The organism is Methylobacterium komagatae, assembly GCF_042661665.1.
Lineage (GTDB): Bacteria > Pseudomonadota > Alphaproteobacteria > Rhizobiales > Beijerinckiaceae > Methylobacterium > Methylobacterium komagatae.
The window spans coordinates 4,122,445-4,140,378 of sequence record NZ_JBHSWN010000001.1; the positions used below are offsets into that span (position 1 = coordinate 4,122,445).

Genomic DNA, 17,934 nt, shown 5'->3' on the forward strand with positions numbered 1-17,934 from the left:
CCGACCTGCACGACGGGGAGCCTCCATGATCGCCGATCTCACCTACTTCCGCGACGACGCCGAGGACGGCGAGGCCGTCCTCGGCCGCCGGGGACGGCGCGTCCCGTCCATCGATACCCTGGCCCTCTTCGCCCTGGAGGAGGCCATCCCGGCGGCCGACCGCCGCCGCATCGCCCGCGCCAAGTCGTTCGCCCTCGTGATCGAGGTCCCCTCGGCGGAGTGGGTGGAGCCCGTCCGCGCGGCCTGCATGACGCTGGGGAACTGGCCGGTCGTCTACGCCCGCACCGGCGCCACCCGCGAGGATCGCCCCGACCGCGGCAACGACGCCGTGGCGCGGCGCCTCGCCGAGGGCGGGCGGGTGCTGGGGGTGGCGCAAGCCTGCGACCGGCACCTGCCGTCGGCGCTCGTCGGCGCCGCCGACGGGCGCTACCGGATCCCCGTGCCGTCGAACGCGGTCGTCGCGCGCGTCATCCGCGCCGCGACCGGGCAGCGCCCGACCGCCATGCCCCCGTCCATCGCCGCCGGCCTCGGGATCTGGGACCTCTGCGCCGCGATCCGCGCCGGGTCGGCGCGCGCCTGCGTCGAGCGCCTCGCGACCGCGGCCGAGGCGCGGTCCACGGTCGACGGCCAGGTCGCCGACGCGGTGCCGTTCCCGGCCCTGCGCGGCTATGGGGCTTCCCACGCCTGGGGCATGCGCCTGCTCGAAGAACTCGAAGCTTGGCGCGAAGGCCGCATCGGGTCCTTCGCGGCCATCGACCGGAACGTCGTCCTGGCCTCAAGTCCCGGACTGGGAAAGTCAACTTACGTTCGGTCGCTGGCGAAGTCCGCGCGCCTCCCGCTTCTGGTGAGCTCGGTCTCGTCGTGGTTTTCTCAGTCAAATGGGTATTTGGACGGAGTCGTCAAGCACATAGATATTACGTTTGAGGAAGCTTACGCCCGGTCTCCGTCGATTTTGTTCTTGGATGAGATCGACAGCATACCCAGTAGATCGTCAATGGATGGAAGAAATTCTTCGTGGTGGACACCGGTCGTGACGCATATGCTTTTGAAGATTGACGAATGCTGTGCGCGGGAAGGCGCTGGAGTCTGCATCATCGGCGCCACGAACCATGCGGACCGGCTGGACGCCGCCTTGGTGCGCCCGGGGCGGCTGGGACAGGTCATCCGCATCTCGCCCCCCGCCGCACCCGAGCTCGCCGCCATCGTCCGCCAGCATCTCGGCGCCGACCTGCCCGACCTGGACCTGACCGTCGTCGCCGAGCTGGGCCTCGGCGCCACGGGGGCGCAGGTCGTCGGCTGGGTCAAGGCTGCGCGTGCGAGGGCCCGCGCGGCGAAGCGCCCCCTGCAGGCGGACGACCTGCTGGAGGCGGTCGCGCCGCCGGACACGCGGACCCCCGGGGAAAAATGCGCAGCGCCCTGCACGAGGCGGCCCACGCGGTCGGGGCCGAGGTGCTGCGCATCGCCCATGTCGAGCAGGTGGATTTGATCCTGCGCGAGACCGCCGCGGGCGGCACCAGCATGCGCTCGCGCCTCGGCCCGCTGCCCACGCGCGACGGCCTGGAGAGGATGGTGACCAGCCTCCTGTGCGGCCGCGCCGCCGAGACCGTGTTCCTCGGGGAGGCGAGCGCGGGCTCCGGTGGCGACGCGACCTCGGATCTCGCCCGTGCCACCGCATTCGTCGCCGGCATCCACGGCTCGTTCGGGCTCGGCGGCGGCATCATCTACCGCGGCCCGATGGAGGCGGTCGCCCACACCTTGGCCGCGGACCACGCCCTGCGCGCGGCCGTCGAGGCCGACCTCGCCCGGCTCCAGGGCGAGGCGGAGCGCCTGGTCTCGGAGTACCAGGACGTCGTGCAGGCCGTCGCCGAGGCTTTGCTCGAACGCCGCGTTCTCGGCGGCGACGCGCTGCGCCGGCTCATCGCCGAGGCGCGGCCCGGCCGGGCCAGGCAGGCGGAGGACGGCCGATGACCCGGCACGCCGATCCCATGGCCCTCGGACGGGGGGCCGTCCCGGCGCCCGGAGCCGGGCGCGCCGCGACGCAGAGCCCGCGCCTGTACCGGCTCTGGGTGATGTCCGACCTCGTGGTCGACCGCCATCCCCTCGCCCTGCCCGACCCGCTCCCGGACTTCGACGCGCTCGTGGTGGCCGGCGATGTCTCCGACGACCTCCGGGCGTCGGTCGAGTGGCTGGCGCGCGCACTCGACGGGCGGCAGGGCTCCCGGCCCGTCGTGCTGGTGCCGGGCAACCGCGAGTTCTGGGGCGACGGGGACGTCGCGGAGATCCTCGCGCGCGGTCGCGAACTGGCGGCCCGGGCCGGCATCGCGCTCCTCTCGGACGATGGCCTGCGCGTCGACGACGGTCGCGGGACGGGCCTGTACATCCTGGGGGCCACCCTCTGGACAGATTGGGCCCTGCACGGATCCCGGAGGGCGACCCTCGCCCGTGGCCACGCCCGGCATCACCTCGGCGATTGCCGCCGCATCCGCCGCGCCGGCGCGCTCCCCTACCTGCCCCACGACGCGGGCGGCGCGCACGCCCGGTCGCGGGCGTTCATCGAGGACGTGCTCGGATCCATCGTCGCCCAGGCGACCGGGTTCCGGGCGTCGCCGGTCGCGCTGGTCCAGGACGCGCGCCCCGGCGACCGCGCGGTCGTCGTGACCCACCACGCCCCGTCCGCGCGTGCCCTGCCCCCCGAGGTCCTGCCCGAACTCGCCGACGAGTGGGTCGGGGCCTCGCTCGCCTCCGACCTGGAGGGGATCATGGATGGCTGGGGGGCGCCCGCCCTCTGGATCCACGGCCACGTGCCCGGTCCGGTCGACGTCACGGTGGGACGGACGCGGATCGTCGCCAATCCCAGGATCTCCGGCTGGGAATGCGGCCGGTCGCCCTTCGACCCGACACTCATCCTGGAGGCCTGACCGCATGAAGCCAAATCCCACCGAAACCGCGCCATCCCCGGGACCGGCCTCGCCGATCGACCCAGCCCCGCCGAGGCAGCGGCGTGGCCCCGCCCGCGACCGGCACGGCGCCCCCGGGACACCGGACACGCTCCTCTGCCTCGACATCGAGACCGTCGCCGATCCCGGACTGCCGGCCATCGATTCGGACACGTTCCCAAAACCCTGCCGGCACCAGATCGTCGCCATCTCCTACGTCGAGGCTCGCATCGCGGTCGACCCGGCCACCGGCTACGAGCGCTACATGGTGCAGCAGTGTCGGAGTGGCGGAAACGAGGACTGGGACGAGCGAAGGCTGCTTGCGGCGTTCTGGAGGTTCTTCGCCGCCGGCCGCTACCGCATCGTGTCGTGGAACGGCCGCGGTTTCGACCTGCCCGTGCTTCAGGCCCGGGCGCTCGTTCACGGCATCCCCGTCCAGGCCTGGTATCGCCGCGGCGACCGGTGGAACGGATACGAGAGCCGGTACGCGCCCGACTGGCATACGGACCTGATGGACGTCCTGTCAGGCTTCGGGGCTTCCCCGCGCATGGGCCTCGACGAGTGCGCGGTCGCGCTGGGTCTGCCCGGCAAGGCGGGCGAGCACGGCGCCCACGTCGCCGGCCAGATCACGCGGGGCGACCTCGCCGGCGTCCGGGCCTACTGCGAGTGCGACACGGTGAACACCATGGCTGTCTACGTCCGCCACGCGCTCCTCTGCGGGAAGACCGACGTCGCGGGCCATGACGCGAGCATGCGCAGCCTCGTCGACTACCTCGCGTCCGAGGGCCGGACGCGCCCACACCTTCGCACCTTCCTCGACCGGTGGATGAGTTCATCCCGTCCCGCCCCGATGTTCGTGGGCAAAGTGGCATGAGCGACCGCGCCGCGACGGGCCCCCAGGCCATGGCGGATCACGCCAGGATTCGAGCTCATCGCGGATCCCGGTTCTCCCAGTACCAACGTCGCCGAACCCCAGGACTGGCCGGCAAGCCTAGAACCGCCGTTTCGCCCGATGTCCAGATCCCGGCAGCAGCCGGCACGGTGACGGGATTGACGTGGATCGATGGAGGCGACCTCTGGGAAAGCGGTGTCGAACGAAGCCGCTCGGCAAGGCTTGGTCTCCATCATGGCATGGTGGCGCAGCGAACCGGGCTCCGCGTCGAACTTCCATGCCTGGAAGCGGGGGAAAACGCCAAAAAACCCCGCCGCCCAGGACTGGACCGCTTGCGTGGGGCGGACGGAGCCTCTATAGGATTGAATGCGCTCAGGTGTCCCTGGGCGGCGTCGGTTAACGGGGCCCCGATGGGTAGAGCGGAAGACTATCGGGGCCTTCGTGAAAGACTGGAGCGGAAGCTAAAGGATAAGGAGGAGGCTTATTCAGCGGCAAGCCTGGCTCATTTTCGCGAGGTCGAGGATCTCCGGCTCCAGATCCAGCTCGTCGATCAGGCCCTGCAAGGTGGCGGCACGACGGTGCAATCATCCGAGGCGGCCGATAGTAACTCGAAGGTGCTGCTCACGGGAGAAGTCCCGCGGCTGATCCTGCGTGCCTTGGAAGAGGCCGAACCGCACGGACTGAGCGGCGGGGAACTGAACGCAATCGTCGTGAAGGCTAATTTCGCTAAGGACTCGGCCGAGAAAAACAAGACAAAATTAAGGCTTGCCGGACGCGCCCATCGCGACCCCACGACAGGGCGGTGGCGCCTTGGGCCGGGTCGGGCCTGACCCATCACGCCGTCGCGTCGACCTCCAACTCATGAGGATGCTGGACGAATGGGAATGAGACCTACCGCCAAGCTCATGGGGGCCCGGGCCCCGCCAAACGAAAAAGCGCCCGACGCAAGGCCGGACGCTTTTCAGGGAGGTGCAACGAAGGATGGATGCATCCTGTTTACAAATCCCGGATAGTCGTGCGCAGCGCGTACGACTACTTGCTGGAGCAGCACCACCTGCATGCCAGCCGTGTTCTATACTTACCAAACACCACGTCGACGTCACGATGTGACAACACCGTGACAACCACTTCGTTCTAGCCGAACGAAAGGCGCCAAGCGCCTGTAGAATCTCATTGTTACTGCGCAGTCGCTCCGACCGCAAGCGGGCATGATGGTTTTCCACAGGCGTGCGGCAGCGGCCGTCCTGTTCCAGGGCGCCGCTGCAAGCCTTTGACAACGACGGATCGAGCATCAGCCGCCCGGTCCATGTCTCGGCCACCCCGACGGGGTTTGCCGAGACCCGACGTCATTTTCCCTGACCGAAAACCCGCGCAGTGCGTCTCCCGTCGTCGGCTTAGAAGCCCAAGTCCCAGTCCTGGTTCACGGCGAACAGGACGGGGGCCAGCCGGGACCACTCCGCACATCCCGTAGACCCGCGCCTCCGACCCCGTCGGGAGGCGACAGGAGAGCTGTGCCATGCGTCCGCCCATCCCCGACCTCTTCACCCGCGTCGGCATCGTCCTGCCGGATCATATCGCGCCGCGGCGGCCGCCCGCCGCCAGGGCGGGCGTTTCGAGCGACCCCGCTTCCGGGGCCGGCCGACCCGACCGACAGGGAGCCGGGGCCGAGGTCGCCGACGCCGTTTCCACGGTCCCCCCGACGGGCGCGGTCGCGCGCCCTGCATCGTCAGCGACAGCGACCGCTGATCGGGGCCCGCCGGTGGCCGGTCGATGAGGACCGGCCGCCGGCTTGCGGCGCAGGCGAGGCCGCGCCGCCCGATCAACCCGAGCCGCGCATCGGCGCGGCCCTCGACCTTCAGCATCAAGCCCCGCGCGGCGCTCCGCCTCGGCGGGTCGGGAGAACTTTGCCATGGACCGGTCGACGAAGACCAAGGCCACGAACCCCAGCAGACCCCACGGCCTGGCCGCCGCGGATACCGCGTCGCCGCGCGGAATCCGGAAAGCGCGTCGCCTCCCTCCCGCCGCATCGTCGATCCGGGACCAAGCCTACGACGCGGCCGACGAAGTCATCTCCATGCCCATCGAGGCGATCTTCGACTTCGAGCGCCTCGACTTCGTCGTGATCGACGAGAGCGGCCGGGCTCTTCGGCCCTCGTTGGGTGTGACCACCGACAGTGCCACCGGCGCCGTACTCGGCGTCCTCTGCGAACTCAAGCGTTGAGGAGGGATCGGATGCAGCCCCAGGCACTGCTTACGACGCGCCTCGCCCCGGTCCTCCTGCCGACCGCCCGAGACCTCAAGACAGCCATCGCCGAGGATGACGGCGCGGCGATCCCGCGCCGTCGCGCGTCCTTCGCGGTGCCGGATGACCTCGGCCTCGGCCCCGTCCCGCGTTCCCTCGGCCCCATGCGGGCCCCCCGCTCCTGGGTGCCCGATGTCGTGCGCCACGAGAAGCTGCCGGGTGGCCTGGCGATCACGACGAGTTTGCTGGAGACCGCCGGTCTCACGATGGTCCTGTGCGACCCGGTCAACACCCTCGTCGTGCCGTCCGCCCACGTCCTCCACTACCAAGAGATGGATCGTGATGGCCGCGTCCGGGATGCGTGCCATCGGCCCCAGGTCGTCGCCCGCCGCCGCGACGGCGGCGTCGTCGCCTACACCTTCCTGGCCACCTGGGAGCGCGACAGGGCGGCCCCCCATTGGCAGAGGACCGAGGCGGCGGTGCGATCCGCTTACCGTACGCTGGGCGTGGATTTCCGTGTCCTCACAGAACACACCCTTTTTTCGCGCGTCCAACGGGAAAATCGCACCCGTATGCTGAAGGAGCGGGCCGGGCCCGGGGCGAAGCCCGACCTGGAACGAGTGCACGACTCCCTGGTCCGGCATGGCCTGACCACCACCGTCGGCCGCTTCCATCGTTCGGCGAAACCCTTCCCTGCGCGCAGGATCGATCGGACGCTCGCCTGCCTGATGGAACTCGCCCTGGCCGGCTCCATCAGGCTCGATCTCAGGCAGCCGCTCGGGTCCGAGACCCGCATCATGCGGGGTGCCGTGGCATGAGTATCAGCAAGAACGACGTCGACGAGCCGCCCCTTCGCCTCAAGTCGTCGGCGACGCCGGCGAACCTCGGCCTTTTCCCGGGAGCCCCCGTCGTCCGGGAGGTGAAGAAGCGCAACTACCTGTGCGCGGTCGATGGCGACGGTGGCGACCACAAGGCGCTCGGCGACGCCCCCTTCCGCTCGCTTCTGGAACGTGATCTTCGGACCCTCCTCGGGGCCAACCCCGACATCGCGCACTATGCGGTCGAGCCGCACGAACTCACCTATTTCATCCCGGACGGTCGGGGCGGCCAGGAGAAGCACGTCTACGTCCCGGACGTGGTGTGCCGCTACCGCGCCGGTTCGGTTGTCGTGATCGACGCCAAGGCGCGCTTCATCGCCGAGCTGCCGGCCTGGACGAGACGGCAGCCACACATCGAGGAGGCCTACCGCCTCGACCACGGCGTCGCCTTCCTGACCCTGGACGAGGCCGAGATCCGTGCCGAGCCTCGGCTCTCGAACGCCCAGATCATGGAGCGGCATCGGTACATCGTCCCGGACGCGGTCGCGCTGCTGCGCGTCCGCGACGCCCTCGTCACGCTCGGCCTGCCGACCACGATCGCGGCCGTGGTCAGGGCGGCCCGGCTGAACGACCGGCCCGGCGAGTGCCGCGCCTACACCGCCGTGCTGAACCTGGCGCTGGCGGGCGAGGTCGCGCTCGACCTCGCCCGGCCGCTCTCCTTCCAGGCCGAGATCCGCGAGGTGGTGCCGTGAACGCGCCGTTTTCCGTCCCCTCCGTCCAAACCGCCCATGGGCAGGCGGCGACGCTGCGCTTCGACCTGCGCACCAAGGACATCCTCAACCTCAACGGGCGGACCCACGAGTTCGAGCGCCGCCTCGACGGGCGGCTGCAGTTCCTGCGCGTCGAGGACAAGGACGTGCTGTTCCTCACCGACGAGCAACTCGCCTTCCTGTCGGCGAGGGGCGAGGCGCGGCTCGTCGCCGGCAATTTCAAGTACGGCAAGCCGAGAGGCCCGCTTCCGAACCGCCTCAAGCTCACGAAGGAGCAGGTCGCCGAGGCGGCCCGGAAGCTCGATTACGTGAACGCCTGCATCCGGGGCTTCGTCGAGGGCGAGGCGCGGCCCCGCGCGCCCTGGGAGTTCCGACGCTCGAAGCCGGCGCTCGACCCCGTTATCGTGCGGGTGGCGCTGAGCAAGGGCGAGAAGGCGCCGCACTTCACCACGGTGCTCAACTGGTTCGACCTCTGGATGACGCTCGGCGACATCCACGGCAAGGCGTGCCTCGTCGACCGGCACCAGCACAAGGGCAACCGGCGCCGGCCGTTCGGGCATGTGGGCGAGGTCGCGCTGGAGCGCGGCGTCTGGCGCTGGCTCAGCCCGAACATGACCACGGAGGTGGCCTACGCCAAGGTCGTCACCTCGGTCGGGGCCTACAAGCGCACCCTCTCGCGCCATCTCTCGCCGGAGGAACTCGACCAGATCCGGGTCCCGTCGATCCGCACGTTCCAGCGCCGTTGCAAGGACGTCGACAAGTACGTCCGGGATTACTACCGCAAGGGTCCCGAGTACGCCGCGAAGATGCACCGCACCTATGAGGTGCAGCCGCTTCCGGACCGGCCGTACCAGGACGTCGAGGTCGACCACTGCGTACTCGACATCCTGCTCGTCGACGACGACAGCGACGTCGTCCTCGGCCGGCCAGACCTGATTATTTTCCGCTGTCGCAAGACGGGGATGATCGTCGGGGCGTCGCTCGGCTACGAGGCCCCGAGCTTCGCGAGCTTCGTCGCCGGCCTGCGGCACGCGATGTACCCGAAGGACATGTCGCCGTTCCCGGCCGTGCGGATGCCGTGGCCGTGCTTCGGCCGGATCGAAAACCTCTGGGTCGACAACGCGTTGCATTTTATCGGCAAGGACATCGAGGCCGCCGCACGCGAGCTGAAGATGAACAAGCCGCGGTTCAAGCCGAAGTGCCCCTGGCTCAAGGGCGCCCTCGAACGATTCTTCGGCTACCTCAACACGGGTCTGATCCACCTGCTCCCGGGCACGACGCTGTCCAACACTGTCAAGAGGCGCGAGCCCGACCCGGAGACCCTGGACTGCGCCAAGATCCGGAAATCGGAGTTCGAGGCGTTGCTGATGTTCTTCATCTGCGACGTCCACAACGTCCACCGGTCGAAGGGCCTGGGCCTCCTGCGCGGCATCGGCGACATCCCGCTCCGGGTCTGGAACGAGGAGGCGGCCCGCCATCCCAGCGGCCCGCTCCCGCCCGCCGACCTGTTCATCGCCCTGTGCGGCGAGTGGGAGGATCGCACGATCCAGAACGACGGGATCGTCTGGGACCACGTCAAGTACGAATGCCCGGGCTGATCACGCTCATCACCAACCCGGGGCACCGGAACGCGCGGGAGGACGGCGCGGGCACGCGCTACCGGTGCGTGCGCGACCCGAGCGACATCGGCCGGATCTACGTGATCGACCCGTACGACCAAGACGGGCGCATCATCACGGTGCCGGCGACCCGGGCCCATCGCGCCTACGCCGAGGGGCGCCACCGGCACGTCCACGACCTCGCCGTCGAGAATGCCAGGCGCATGGTCAAGGGCGCGTTCGATTTCGATGCGATGGCCCGGGCGCTCGACCTCCTCGGGGACGCGGCCGCCGCAGCGCGGGCGAAACCGGAGCGCAAGGCCATCCATCGCGGCCTCGCCCGTTTCCTCGACGGCGAGCGCAAGCGGCGCTTCCGCAGCGAGGTGCGCACGGGCACGCCGGCGCTTCCCGCCACCACCGCGGGGCACCTCGATCCCCTGGCCATCGCGCGCCGTCCGAAGGCCGCGACGGCGCCGGAGCCAGGGCCCGATCCCGCTGGGCCGCCCCCGGCCCCGAGGCTCCTCGCCGCCGGGCACCGCGATGCGTCGGTCCCGGCGCCGCCACAGGGCGCCATGGCGTCGGCCGACGGTGCCCCCGGCCCGATGCCGCCGGCCCCGGTCCGGGACGAGCCCGAGCCGGGCCCGGCGGCCACCGCGCCGGCCACGGCGCCGGAGGCGCCCATTCCCGCGGCGCGGGCCCCCGAGCCCGACGACGATCTCGACGAGGAACTCGCGGCCCTCAGGGCCGACAGGAACTGGAGTACGGGCGATGAGTGAGACCCTCCGGGACGACGAGCGGCTTCGCCGCGCCGAGCGCGCGGCGAAGCCGGCTGCCGAGCGGCAGCTCATCATGAAGAACCTCTTCGTGGGGCACGACCGCTTCGAGACCGCGACCGAGGCGGTCGCGCGCTTCCACAGGCCCGTGAAGGACGGCCTGCCGGACACCGGGTCCTTGTTCGTGCTCGCCGGCGATCCGCGGACGGGCAAGAGCTATGCCCTGAAGCGATATGCCCGCGGGTTCCCGGCCGACCTGACCGGCTCCGAGGGAATCGTGCGGCGGGTGGCGTACGTCGACCTTCCGGTCGGCTGCAACAAGGCCGGCTTCGTGACCGCCCTCGCGGGAGTGCTGAACGCCGGCGACGTCACCCGAATGAAGGTCGACTCACTTTTCGGCAACGTGCTGAACGCCCTGGTCAAGCAGAAGGTCGAGCTGGTCCTCCTCGACGAGGTTCAGGAAGCCTTCACCACCGCACGACCAGGCGCCCTGAAGGACTGCCTGGGACTCGTCCGCAAGATCCTCAACCTCGGGACGCTCAACGTCGCCGCCGCAGGGCTCGTCGAGACCTACGGGATCATGGCGGCGGACAAGCAGCTGGAGGGGCGGGGCGGCCTGCCGCACCACGTCATGCTGCCCTACTCCTGGGACAGCAAGGAGGAGCGCGCCCTCTTCCGCCTGCTCTGCGCCGAGATCGACGGCCGGCTGCCCTTCGCGGCGAAGTCGGGCCTCGGCTCGCAGTGGTTCGCCTCGCGGCTCTACTGGGTGACCGACGGCATCATCGGCCGGCTGAAGGACTTCATCTTCGCGGCCGGGTGCCGGGCGCTCAACGACGGCGCCGAGCGGGTCGAGGTCGGACATTTCGCCGATGCCTGGGACCTCATCAGGCCGGTCGGGATGACCTTCAACCCGTTCCGCGACGACATCGACCATGCCCCGGCCCGCGTGACGCAGGTCCCCAAGTCGACGCTCCAGCCGAAGGATCCGGCGCAGGGCGCCTTCGTCAAGTGAGGTGGCCGGCATGAGGACCTTCACCGACCTGCACGGACGCTTCGAGCCTCCGCTCCCCGATTGGGGGCCGCCCCATCCGGGCGAGCCCGCCCACGGCTACGTCGTACGCCTCGGAGCCATGAGCGGGATCGGCAGCGTCGCCGTCCTGCTGAACTCGCACGGGCTGAACGGGCGGGACATCCAGCCCGCCGAGTGCCTGGAGTTCGCGCTGTCCTTCCCGATCACGGGAAAGGAACACCTGATCCATGCCACCCCCGTGGTCACCCCGACCTCGGTCGTGATCATGGGCCAGGAAGTCCGGCGGCGGCACTGGCAGATCGGCCTGCGCCGTTTCTGTCCGGCCTGCCTCGCCGAGAGCCCGCATCACCGGGCCTGGTGGGACCTGCCGGCGTTCGCGCGCTGCCCGGACCACGATATCGACATCGTCGACCGCGACGCCTCGGGCCACCCCGTCCCATGGTGGTCGGCGTCGTTCACGCACGCCCCGACCGGCTCGCCGCTGCCGCGACACGGCGTGCCGCGGCGCACGGTCCCGCGGCCGTCCCTGGAGGGCTACATCCTCGCCCGGCTGGGCGCCGCCGGGCCCCCGGCGGTCCCATTGCTCGATGACCTTCCCACTCTGGGCGACGTGCTCGACGCCGTGGAGCTCGTCGGCCGGGTCGCCCTCGGCGGAACCCTGCGGACGCGCCCGGTCGTCGGCGTGACCAAGGGTTTCGACCTGCCCGCCGTGAACCGGGCCGGGTACGACGTGCTGCGCAAGGGGGAGGACGGGCTCGTCATGCTGCTCCACGCGGTCGCAGCCGCGCGCGCGGCCTTCAAGGACGGGCGCGGCAAGCGCGCGAGCTTCGGCTGGCTCGGCTCGGCCCTGAACGCGGAGAAGGGCTCGCACATCGGGATCCTCGCCGGTTGCATGCGGCGGGTGGCGATCGAGCGGGGCGACTTCTCGCCGTCGACCTGCGAGGCTTGGTACGCCGGCGAGGCGGGCTGGCTGCCGGTCCCGACCCTGGCGGCCGAGCTCGGCCTCACGGAGGAGCGCCTGCGGCGCCTGTCCGAGGCGCTCGGCATCCACGAGCGGCAGTTCGGCATCGCGCGTGCGCGGTACCGCTCCTTCAGCCCGGAGCAGGCGGAGTCGGTCAGGCGAACGTTGGCCTCATGCCTCGACCGGGACGGGGCCGCCGACGCGCTGGGGCTCCCGCGCGACACGTTCGACGCCCTCGTCTGCGCCGGCGTCATCGCCCGCTTCGTCAGGATCGGCACGGGCCGCGACCGCGACCGGTTCCGGCCCGAGGACGTGGCCACGCTCGCAGCGCGCCTGCTGCACAAGGTCGAGCCCGCGACCGACGTGCCGGACGGCCACCTGCGGCTGGCCGACCTCAGGCGGACCTGCAAGACCAACCCGGCGCGGTCGGTCGAGGCGATCCTGAAAGGGTATGCGGTCCCGCGGGGAAGGCTCGGACCGACCGTCGGCGACCTCCTGGTCCCCGACCCGCGCCGGGACCGCGGGGGCGGCATGCGGGCCGCGCGCGCGGCCTTGCGGACGCTCCCAGGCCTCAGCCGCTACCAGGCCGCCACGGTGCTCGGATGCAGGGTCGAGACGGTCGACGGCCTGATCGACGGAGGTCACCTGCGGGTGTGCTCCGGGGGCGCGGCTGGCGCCGGATCGACGAGGTCTCCCTCGACGGGTTCCGCAGGATCTGGGCCCCCGCGGACATCTACGCCGACATCGCCGGGGCGGCGCGGTCGGGTCACGAGGCCGGTGCCGCGCTGGAAAAGCTCGGCGTCGAGACGCTGCGGGTCGCCCAGAAGGACGGAACCGTCACGCACCTGGTCAACCGTGCCGGCGCGCGCTCGATATTGGCGCTGGCCTGCGACCCCGACGACCCGGCGGGCGGCGGCGTGCTCGCGTTCCAGGCCGCGCTGCTCCGCGCGCTCGGGCGGCGGGGAACGTTCAAGCTCGTCGGGCGAAGCCGCGGCCTGACGCTGTCCAGCGCCTCCGGCGACCTCACGATCCGGATCGAGGTCCAACCCGAGCGGGAGGCGGTGGAGGTCGTCCTGACCCGCGGGGGCCGCCCGCCTCGGGAGGTGGCGATCCAGGCCGCGCTCGGCGGACGCCTGCGTTGGCGCGAGGTGGCCGGACGGCTGGAGGTTGCCGACACCGTCTCGGCGTCCGGGCTCTCGGCGCCGCGCGCCTGGCCGGACCTGATTGCCCGTACGGTCGCCAGCACCGAGCTGCTGCGCGCGACCTTCCCGCAGATCCGGGGAGCCACCGCGCCCGGTGGCGTCAAGGCGGCGCGGCCGGCCTTCCCGGTGACGGATCGATCCGAACGGCCCGCGACGTGAAGCTGCCGTTCGGTCGCCCGGTGGTGTCCCGGTCCAAGCCTTCAGGCACCTGCCCCTCGCTCGGGCCCCCCGGCCCGACCGCTCCCAGAGGTTCCGGTGAGGCTGCCACCGGACCTGCGTAGAACGGCTTGAACCGGACGTGGTCGGCCAGCGCCGCGGGACGGTAGGGCGCGACCCCGTCGCACTGGACCACGGACGCGAGCCGGTAGCGCTCGTCGACGCTCGGGTGCACCGTGGCGTCGTGCCTGATCTCCCGGTCCTTGGCTTCCCAGGTCTTGCCCTCCGCCCAGCGTCGTACCCAACCCGGCACCCACGAGGCCGAGACGCGCGCCGCGATGGCGTCCCGCATGCCGGCCACCTCGCAGTGCTGCACGCCCGCGGCGGATGGGTGCAGGCGCAGCCGCGGGATCCGCATCACCTCGACCGGGTGGCGCGGATCGGCGACGGGCGGCATCCCGTCCACCTTGAGGCCGTCCGGGACGCCGACGGCCTGCTCCAGCATCCACCGGAGCGCGATGTCGGACAGGCGGGATTCGGTCTCCTCGTAGCTGCCGCCGATGTCGGAGTGGTTGCCGGCGAACCAGAACTGCCGGAACTGGTCGGGCGCGCCGGGCGCCCGCGGCGGTCGGACCTCGGTCGGGCCCCACTTCACGCGGTCGAAGTCCTTGCGCCTCTCGTCGATGGCGATTGCCGCGCGGGCGTAGCCGACCTGGGCGCTGAGGAGGCGGTCGAAGTTCTCGCCCTTCCACTCCGCCACGTGGCTCTTCGACCTTCCCGGCCCGGGCCAGTCCACGATGGTCTTGGTCTTCGCCGCGGCGACGCGGCGCCGTACCGCCCCTGCGACCGCAACGGAAGCGGCCACGAGGATGCCCGCGGTGATCAGGTCCGCTTTCCAGAAGGGGCCGTCGAAGAGGTAGGAGATGCCCCCGACCAGGGCGGAGGTCACGGCGATGGCGATGCCGAGCGGGATGACGACCGCGGCCGCCAGGCCGGCCTTGATCAGGGTGCGCTTCGGGCCGGCGACGCCGAGCGCGGCGACCGTGTCAAAGGTCCCGACGAAGTAGGGCTCGACGTTGGACTTGCCGCCGCCCTCGGGATGGTCCGAGCCGTACCGCGCCCGGAACCGGCGGGCGAGCTCATGCCGCTCCGCGTCGAAGTCCGCGCGCGGGTGGCCGGCACCGTGCTCCAGCACCGTCTCGACCGCCTCGCGCGCGATGTCCCGCGTCATCTTGCGGAAGCGCAGCAGAGCGCCGCCGGCACCCGTGGCGGGCACCCCGCAGTACATCAGGAGGTTCGCCACGCAGCGGACCGTGTAGGCCCCCGGCTGAAGCCGATCAGGTAGATGCGGTCGCCCGGCTCATAGTGGTCGACGATGAAGCGATAGCAGTCCGCGATATTCGTGGTGATGCCGCGCCCCGAGAGGAGGCCGCCATCTTCTGCACGAACCGCACGGGCGCCGTCAGCGCCGTGGCGCCGATGTCCGTGCCCAGCCCCGGGTCGTAGAAGGCGACCTGCTCCGCCGGGTCGATGCCGCTCTCGGGCCCGACCTTGCAAACGCGGTACATCTTGTAGACGTTGCTGATCCGCTGCTCGGGGCGGACGCCGCCGTCCTGCCCGGTGCCGTCGGAGAAGACCACGATATTCTTGGGCATCCGCCTGCCTCTGGAACGCGGGGGCCCGGGATGGGCGACAGCCGCCTTTGCGTCCCTGGCAGCGATGCCGCCCGGGATGGGGTTTCAGATTTCCGCCCGCGCTTGCGCCTGCCTCAGACGACCGGGCACGGGGTGTACGGCTCGACCTCGTCGAGGAGGAGGTTCCGGTGGATCTCGCGCCCGGCGCCCTCGACGAGGACCCGGGCCATGGCCGGCAGCTCCGCCTTCGCGCGCAGGTAGTCGTCCAGCGCGATGGGGTTGGTGCTCTCCGGCGCGTCGATGCGCGTCAGCCGGTCACGGCCGATGAGCAGGCCCGCCTGCCCGATGGCGTTGTGCGACTGCGCCTTCATGGCCGCCTGGATGACGCCGCGCCACTGGATCATGCCGCCGGAGGTCTTGTTCGCGTCGACCTTGAACGCGGTCTCCCCGCAGCCGAGGCTGAGCACCTGGATCTGGCCGCGGTCGATGTCGAAGCAGGCGAGCGCGTCGACCACCGCGTTCATCGTCGGGTTGTTCGACCACAGGCCGCCGTCGACCATCACGTAGCCGTTGTTCGCCAGCGCCTCGAAGTAGGTCGGGGCGGCCGCAGTGCTCAGGGCGACCCTGACCATGCGCTCGGATCGGTCCTTCCTGTAGGCGGGGTGGTGGGGCGTCTTGAAGACGAACGGCTCGCCGTGGAACCCCTCGAAGGCGGGGATGCAGAGCCGGGTCCGGGCCTCGCCGAAGGTGGTCTCCCCGAAGATCCGCAGCAGCTCGTCTTCGAGCGGCTTGCGCTCGTAGACGTAGCGGTAGCGCTGGCGCACGAACCGGGTGAGGCGCTCGATCCGCGACGGGGGCGGGAAGATGTTGCCGCCGCGCTCGACGTAGACGTCGCGGATCTCGCGCGCCGTCAGGCCGTGGGCGAGCGCGAGCGCGATGATGACGCCGGTCGAGGTCCCGGCGATCATGTCGAAGTGCCGGGCGATCGAGCGCCCTTCGAGGAATCGGCCCTCAAGCTCGGCGAGCACCGCGGCCGGGAGGATGCCGCAGATGCCGCCCCCGTCGACGGAGAGGATACGGAAAGGCCGGTCCTTGGGCCACGGGAGGGGCTGTCTGCGGTCCTGCTGGGTGCCGTCGGAGCGGCGCGGGGGAACGTAGCTCATCGTCCGGCTTCCTTGGCGGCGGGGGGTTCGGCGTGCCGGCCGCCCCCGGACCACCGTCCGGTCGCGCGCCAGCCTTCGTAGCAACCGAGCCAGTCGAGGGCCCAGGGAATGGTCGTCTCGGCGATCAGGCGGAACGGGGTCCACTCGCCGATCTCGTGGTCGAACAGGCACAGGACCGGGTCGCCGGCCCGGTCGACGTAGACGTGCGGCAGCGGGCCCTCGCCGTCCCCGGGGCGGCGCCGGAGGGCCGGCGAGATCACCCGGACCTCGGGCTGCTGCCGCAGGGGGGCGATCCGCTCGATGACGAGGGGGACCCGGTACGAGACCCGCACCTCGTAGGCGAGCATGAAGGGCTTGAGCGTGCCGAGCCAGGTCGCCGCCCGCTCGGAGCGCTCGACGAGCCGGAACGAGGGCCATGACGCCCGGATGGCCCGGTCCTGGTCGGCGATGGAGGGGAAGACGCTCACCACCGGCGCCCCCCGCGGAAGGTGTGGGCGCTCGCCCGGGCCGGTGCCGCGGCGGCCGCGCCGCCGACGCCGACCAGCGCCGGGCGGCTCGGGACGTAGAGGCCGCCCCGCGGCGTGTAGGCGTGGAGCCCGGACTGGACCGCCCGGCCGGTCCGGTCGTTGAAGCGGCGGACCGAGGTCGAGACCACGTGGCCGCCGAAGCGCTCCCGCAGCCACTCCTGGATGTCCTCCAGGCTCGAACCGTGCTGCTTGATCCACGCCAGGCCGTCGGCGAGGTCCGTGAGCTTGGCGGCGTACTCGTCCTGCTGGGCGAGGTTCTCCGGCCAGCGGTCGGTGAAGCAATCCTCCGCGTGGACGGGGTTGACGACCCTGATGGGCTCGCGGCGGGCGCTGGCCGCGCGCAGGGCGCTCGCCACCGTGCGGGCGAGGCGGATCACCATGTCGGCGAGCGGCAGGCCCGGCTGCGAGGCCTGCCCTGCGAAGCAGGAGAGCATCACCGAGGGCGGGATGCGCCCCGTGGCTCCGGCGTAGGCCACGTTGCGGTGGCGCTTTAGAAGCTGCAGGGCGACGGTCGCCACCGCCTTCACGATGATGGGCACCTGGTCGAGGATCTCGTCGACCTCGGCGTCCGCCCGCACCTCCATGCCGTAGGCCTCGTGCAGCCGCTTGTTGAAGGCGGCCGCGAACCGGCGCTCCAGCGGCGTGCGCGCCCGGTACCACTCGGCGAAGCCATAGGCGTTCATCGGCACGTGGAAGTGCTCGGACGCGGGCTTGTCCGGGTGGGCGTGGAAGATGTGGCTGACCCGCTCCGCGCCGTGTCCCAGGCGCACCGCCGGGGTCACGTCGACGTGCATCCGGTCGGCGTAGCGGACGGTCACGCACCGGGTCTGGCGCTCGACCTTTTGACCGGTCGGATATCCTTCCAGCGAGCGGTACAGCAGGTCGAGAACAGCGTCCGGCCCGGAATGCGGATCGAGATCCAGCGCCGCGACGATGTCGAGATCGTACTCGTCGTCCGTGCCGCGCGTCGACGTCGTCGCGTCGATGGCCATGCTGCCCTGCGGGTAGAAGCGCAGGATGCGCCCGTTCAGCGGGCTGCCGGGGCGTTCCGCGAAGTCGCGGATGGCCTCGTAGCGGCCGCCCGCCTTCGCGTGCAGGCCGGGCGGCAGCTGCACCGAGATGGCAATGTCGGCCATGACCGCGTCGAGCGCGCTGGCGAAGGGGTCGAGGTCGGGCGGGTGTCGAAAGTGGTTCATGGGGTCGCTCCTTGGCTGGACGCTCGTCGAGGTTGA

General features: G+C 71.1%; 16 protein-coding genes and 1 pseudogene. 13 read left to right on the top strand and 4 right to left on the bottom strand.

Annotated features, from left to right (window positions below; all coding sequences use genetic code 11):
• The first annotated feature begins 25 nt into the window (after nucleotides 1-25).
• From ACFQE0_RS20520 to ACFQE0_RS20580, 13 genes are all read left to right on the top strand, one after another.
• Nucleotides 26-1,486, top strand: a complete 1,461-nt coding sequence (locus ACFQE0_RS20520) for an ATP-binding protein (protein ID WP_378972903.1) — start codon at nucleotides 26-28, stop codon at nucleotides 1,484-1,486.
• Complete coding sequence (locus tag ACFQE0_RS20525) at nucleotides 1,405-1,968, top strand: ATP-dependent metallopeptidase FtsH/Yme1/Tma family protein (protein WP_378972905.1); 564 nt, start codon at nucleotides 1,405-1,407, stop codon at nucleotides 1,966-1,968. Before ACFQE0_RS20520 ends, ACFQE0_RS20525 begins: the two co-directional genes overlap by 82 nt.
• On the top strand, nucleotides 1,965-2,918 hold the full coding sequence (locus tag ACFQE0_RS20530) for a metallophosphoesterase family protein (RefSeq protein WP_116655858.1): 954 nt from the start codon (nucleotides 1,965-1,967) through the stop codon (nucleotides 2,916-2,918). The genes ACFQE0_RS20525 and ACFQE0_RS20530 overlap by 4 nt, the downstream gene beginning before the upstream one ends.
• Nucleotides 2,919-2,922: 4 nt before the next feature.
• A complete protein-coding gene (locus tag ACFQE0_RS20535; protein WP_378972908.1) occupies nucleotides 2,923-3,810 on the top strand; it encodes a 3'-5' exonuclease in 888 nt (295 codons plus the stop codon).
• The gene (locus tag ACFQE0_RS20540; protein ID WP_133250885.1) at nucleotides 3,807-4,658 is read left to right on the top strand and encodes a hypothetical protein; all 852 of its coding nucleotides are present in this window, start codon (nucleotides 3,807-3,809) and stop codon (nucleotides 4,656-4,658) included. The genes ACFQE0_RS20535 and ACFQE0_RS20540 overlap by 4 nt, the downstream gene beginning before the upstream one ends.
• Nucleotides 4,659-5,737: 1,079 nt before the next feature.
• Nucleotides 5,738-6,049 carry a hypothetical protein gene (locus ACFQE0_RS20545; RefSeq protein ID WP_116655861.1) on the top strand — a complete coding sequence of 104 codons (312 nt, stop codon included), beginning with the start codon at nucleotides 5,738-5,740 and terminating at the stop codon, nucleotides 6,047-6,049.
• Between the two features lie 11 nt (nucleotides 6,050-6,060).
• The gene (locus ACFQE0_RS20550; RefSeq protein ID WP_116655862.1) at nucleotides 6,061-6,888 is read left to right on the top strand and encodes a hypothetical protein; all 828 of its coding nucleotides are present in this window, start codon (nucleotides 6,061-6,063) and stop codon (nucleotides 6,886-6,888) included.
• Nucleotides 6,885-7,640: a hypothetical protein gene (locus ACFQE0_RS20555; protein ID WP_116655863.1), complete on the top strand. Its 756-nt coding sequence runs from the start codon at nucleotides 6,885-6,887 to the stop codon at nucleotides 7,638-7,640. Before ACFQE0_RS20550 ends, ACFQE0_RS20555 begins: the two co-directional genes overlap by 4 nt.
• Nucleotides 7,637-9,256, top strand: a complete 1,620-nt coding sequence (locus ACFQE0_RS20560) for a hypothetical protein (RefSeq protein WP_378972912.1) — start codon at nucleotides 7,637-7,639, stop codon at nucleotides 9,254-9,256. The genes ACFQE0_RS20555 and ACFQE0_RS20560 overlap by 4 nt, the downstream gene beginning before the upstream one ends.
• The gene (locus tag ACFQE0_RS20565) at nucleotides 9,244-10,032 is read left to right on the top strand and encodes a hypothetical protein (protein ID WP_378972915.1); all 789 of its coding nucleotides are present in this window, start codon (nucleotides 9,244-9,246) and stop codon (nucleotides 10,030-10,032) included. The genes ACFQE0_RS20560 and ACFQE0_RS20565 overlap by 13 nt, the downstream gene beginning before the upstream one ends.
• Nucleotides 10,025-11,041 carry a TniB family NTP-binding protein gene (locus ACFQE0_RS20570; protein ID WP_116655886.1) on the top strand — a complete coding sequence of 339 codons (1,017 nt, stop codon included), beginning with the start codon at nucleotides 10,025-10,027 and terminating at the stop codon, nucleotides 11,039-11,041. The genes ACFQE0_RS20565 and ACFQE0_RS20570 overlap by 8 nt, the downstream gene beginning before the upstream one ends.
• A 10-nt stretch (nucleotides 11,042-11,051) precedes the next feature.
• A complete protein-coding gene (locus tag ACFQE0_RS20575; protein ID WP_378972919.1) occupies nucleotides 11,052-13,019 on the top strand; it encodes a TniQ family protein in 1,968 nt (655 codons plus the stop codon).
• A complete protein-coding gene (locus ACFQE0_RS20580; protein WP_378972921.1) occupies nucleotides 12,938-13,381 on the top strand; it encodes a hypothetical protein in 444 nt (147 codons plus the stop codon). Before ACFQE0_RS20575 ends, ACFQE0_RS20580 begins: the two co-directional genes overlap by 82 nt.
• 94 nt (nucleotides 13,382-13,475) lie before the next feature.
• On the opposite strand, the pseudogene ACFQE0_RS20585 reads toward ACFQE0_RS20580, so the two are convergent.
• The 4 genes and pseudogenes from ACFQE0_RS20585 to ACFQE0_RS20600 form a co-directional block, all read right to left on the bottom strand.
• Nucleotides 13,476-15,033 (bottom strand): annotated as a pseudogene (locus ACFQE0_RS20585) (DUF2235 domain-containing protein); the annotation flags it as partial.
• Between the two features lie 113 nt (nucleotides 15,034-15,146).
• Nucleotides 15,147-16,175 carry a CBASS cGAMP-activated phospholipase gene (locus ACFQE0_RS20590; RefSeq protein ID WP_116655866.1) on the bottom strand — a complete coding sequence of 343 codons (1,029 nt, stop codon included), beginning with the start codon at nucleotides 16,173-16,175 and terminating at the stop codon, nucleotides 15,147-15,149.
• Nucleotides 16,172-16,642, bottom strand: coding sequence for a type II CBASS E2 protein (locus ACFQE0_RS20595; protein WP_274852386.1), 471 nt, complete (start codon nucleotides 16,640-16,642; stop codon nucleotides 16,172-16,174). The genes ACFQE0_RS20590 and ACFQE0_RS20595 overlap by 4 nt, the downstream gene beginning before the upstream one ends.
• Nucleotides 16,639-17,898: a nucleotidyltransferase domain-containing protein gene (locus ACFQE0_RS20600; RefSeq protein WP_116655868.1), complete on the bottom strand. Its 1,260-nt coding sequence runs from the start codon at nucleotides 17,896-17,898 to the stop codon at nucleotides 16,639-16,641. The genes ACFQE0_RS20595 and ACFQE0_RS20600 overlap by 4 nt, the downstream gene beginning before the upstream one ends.
• Nucleotides 17,899-17,934 lie beyond the last annotated feature (36 nt).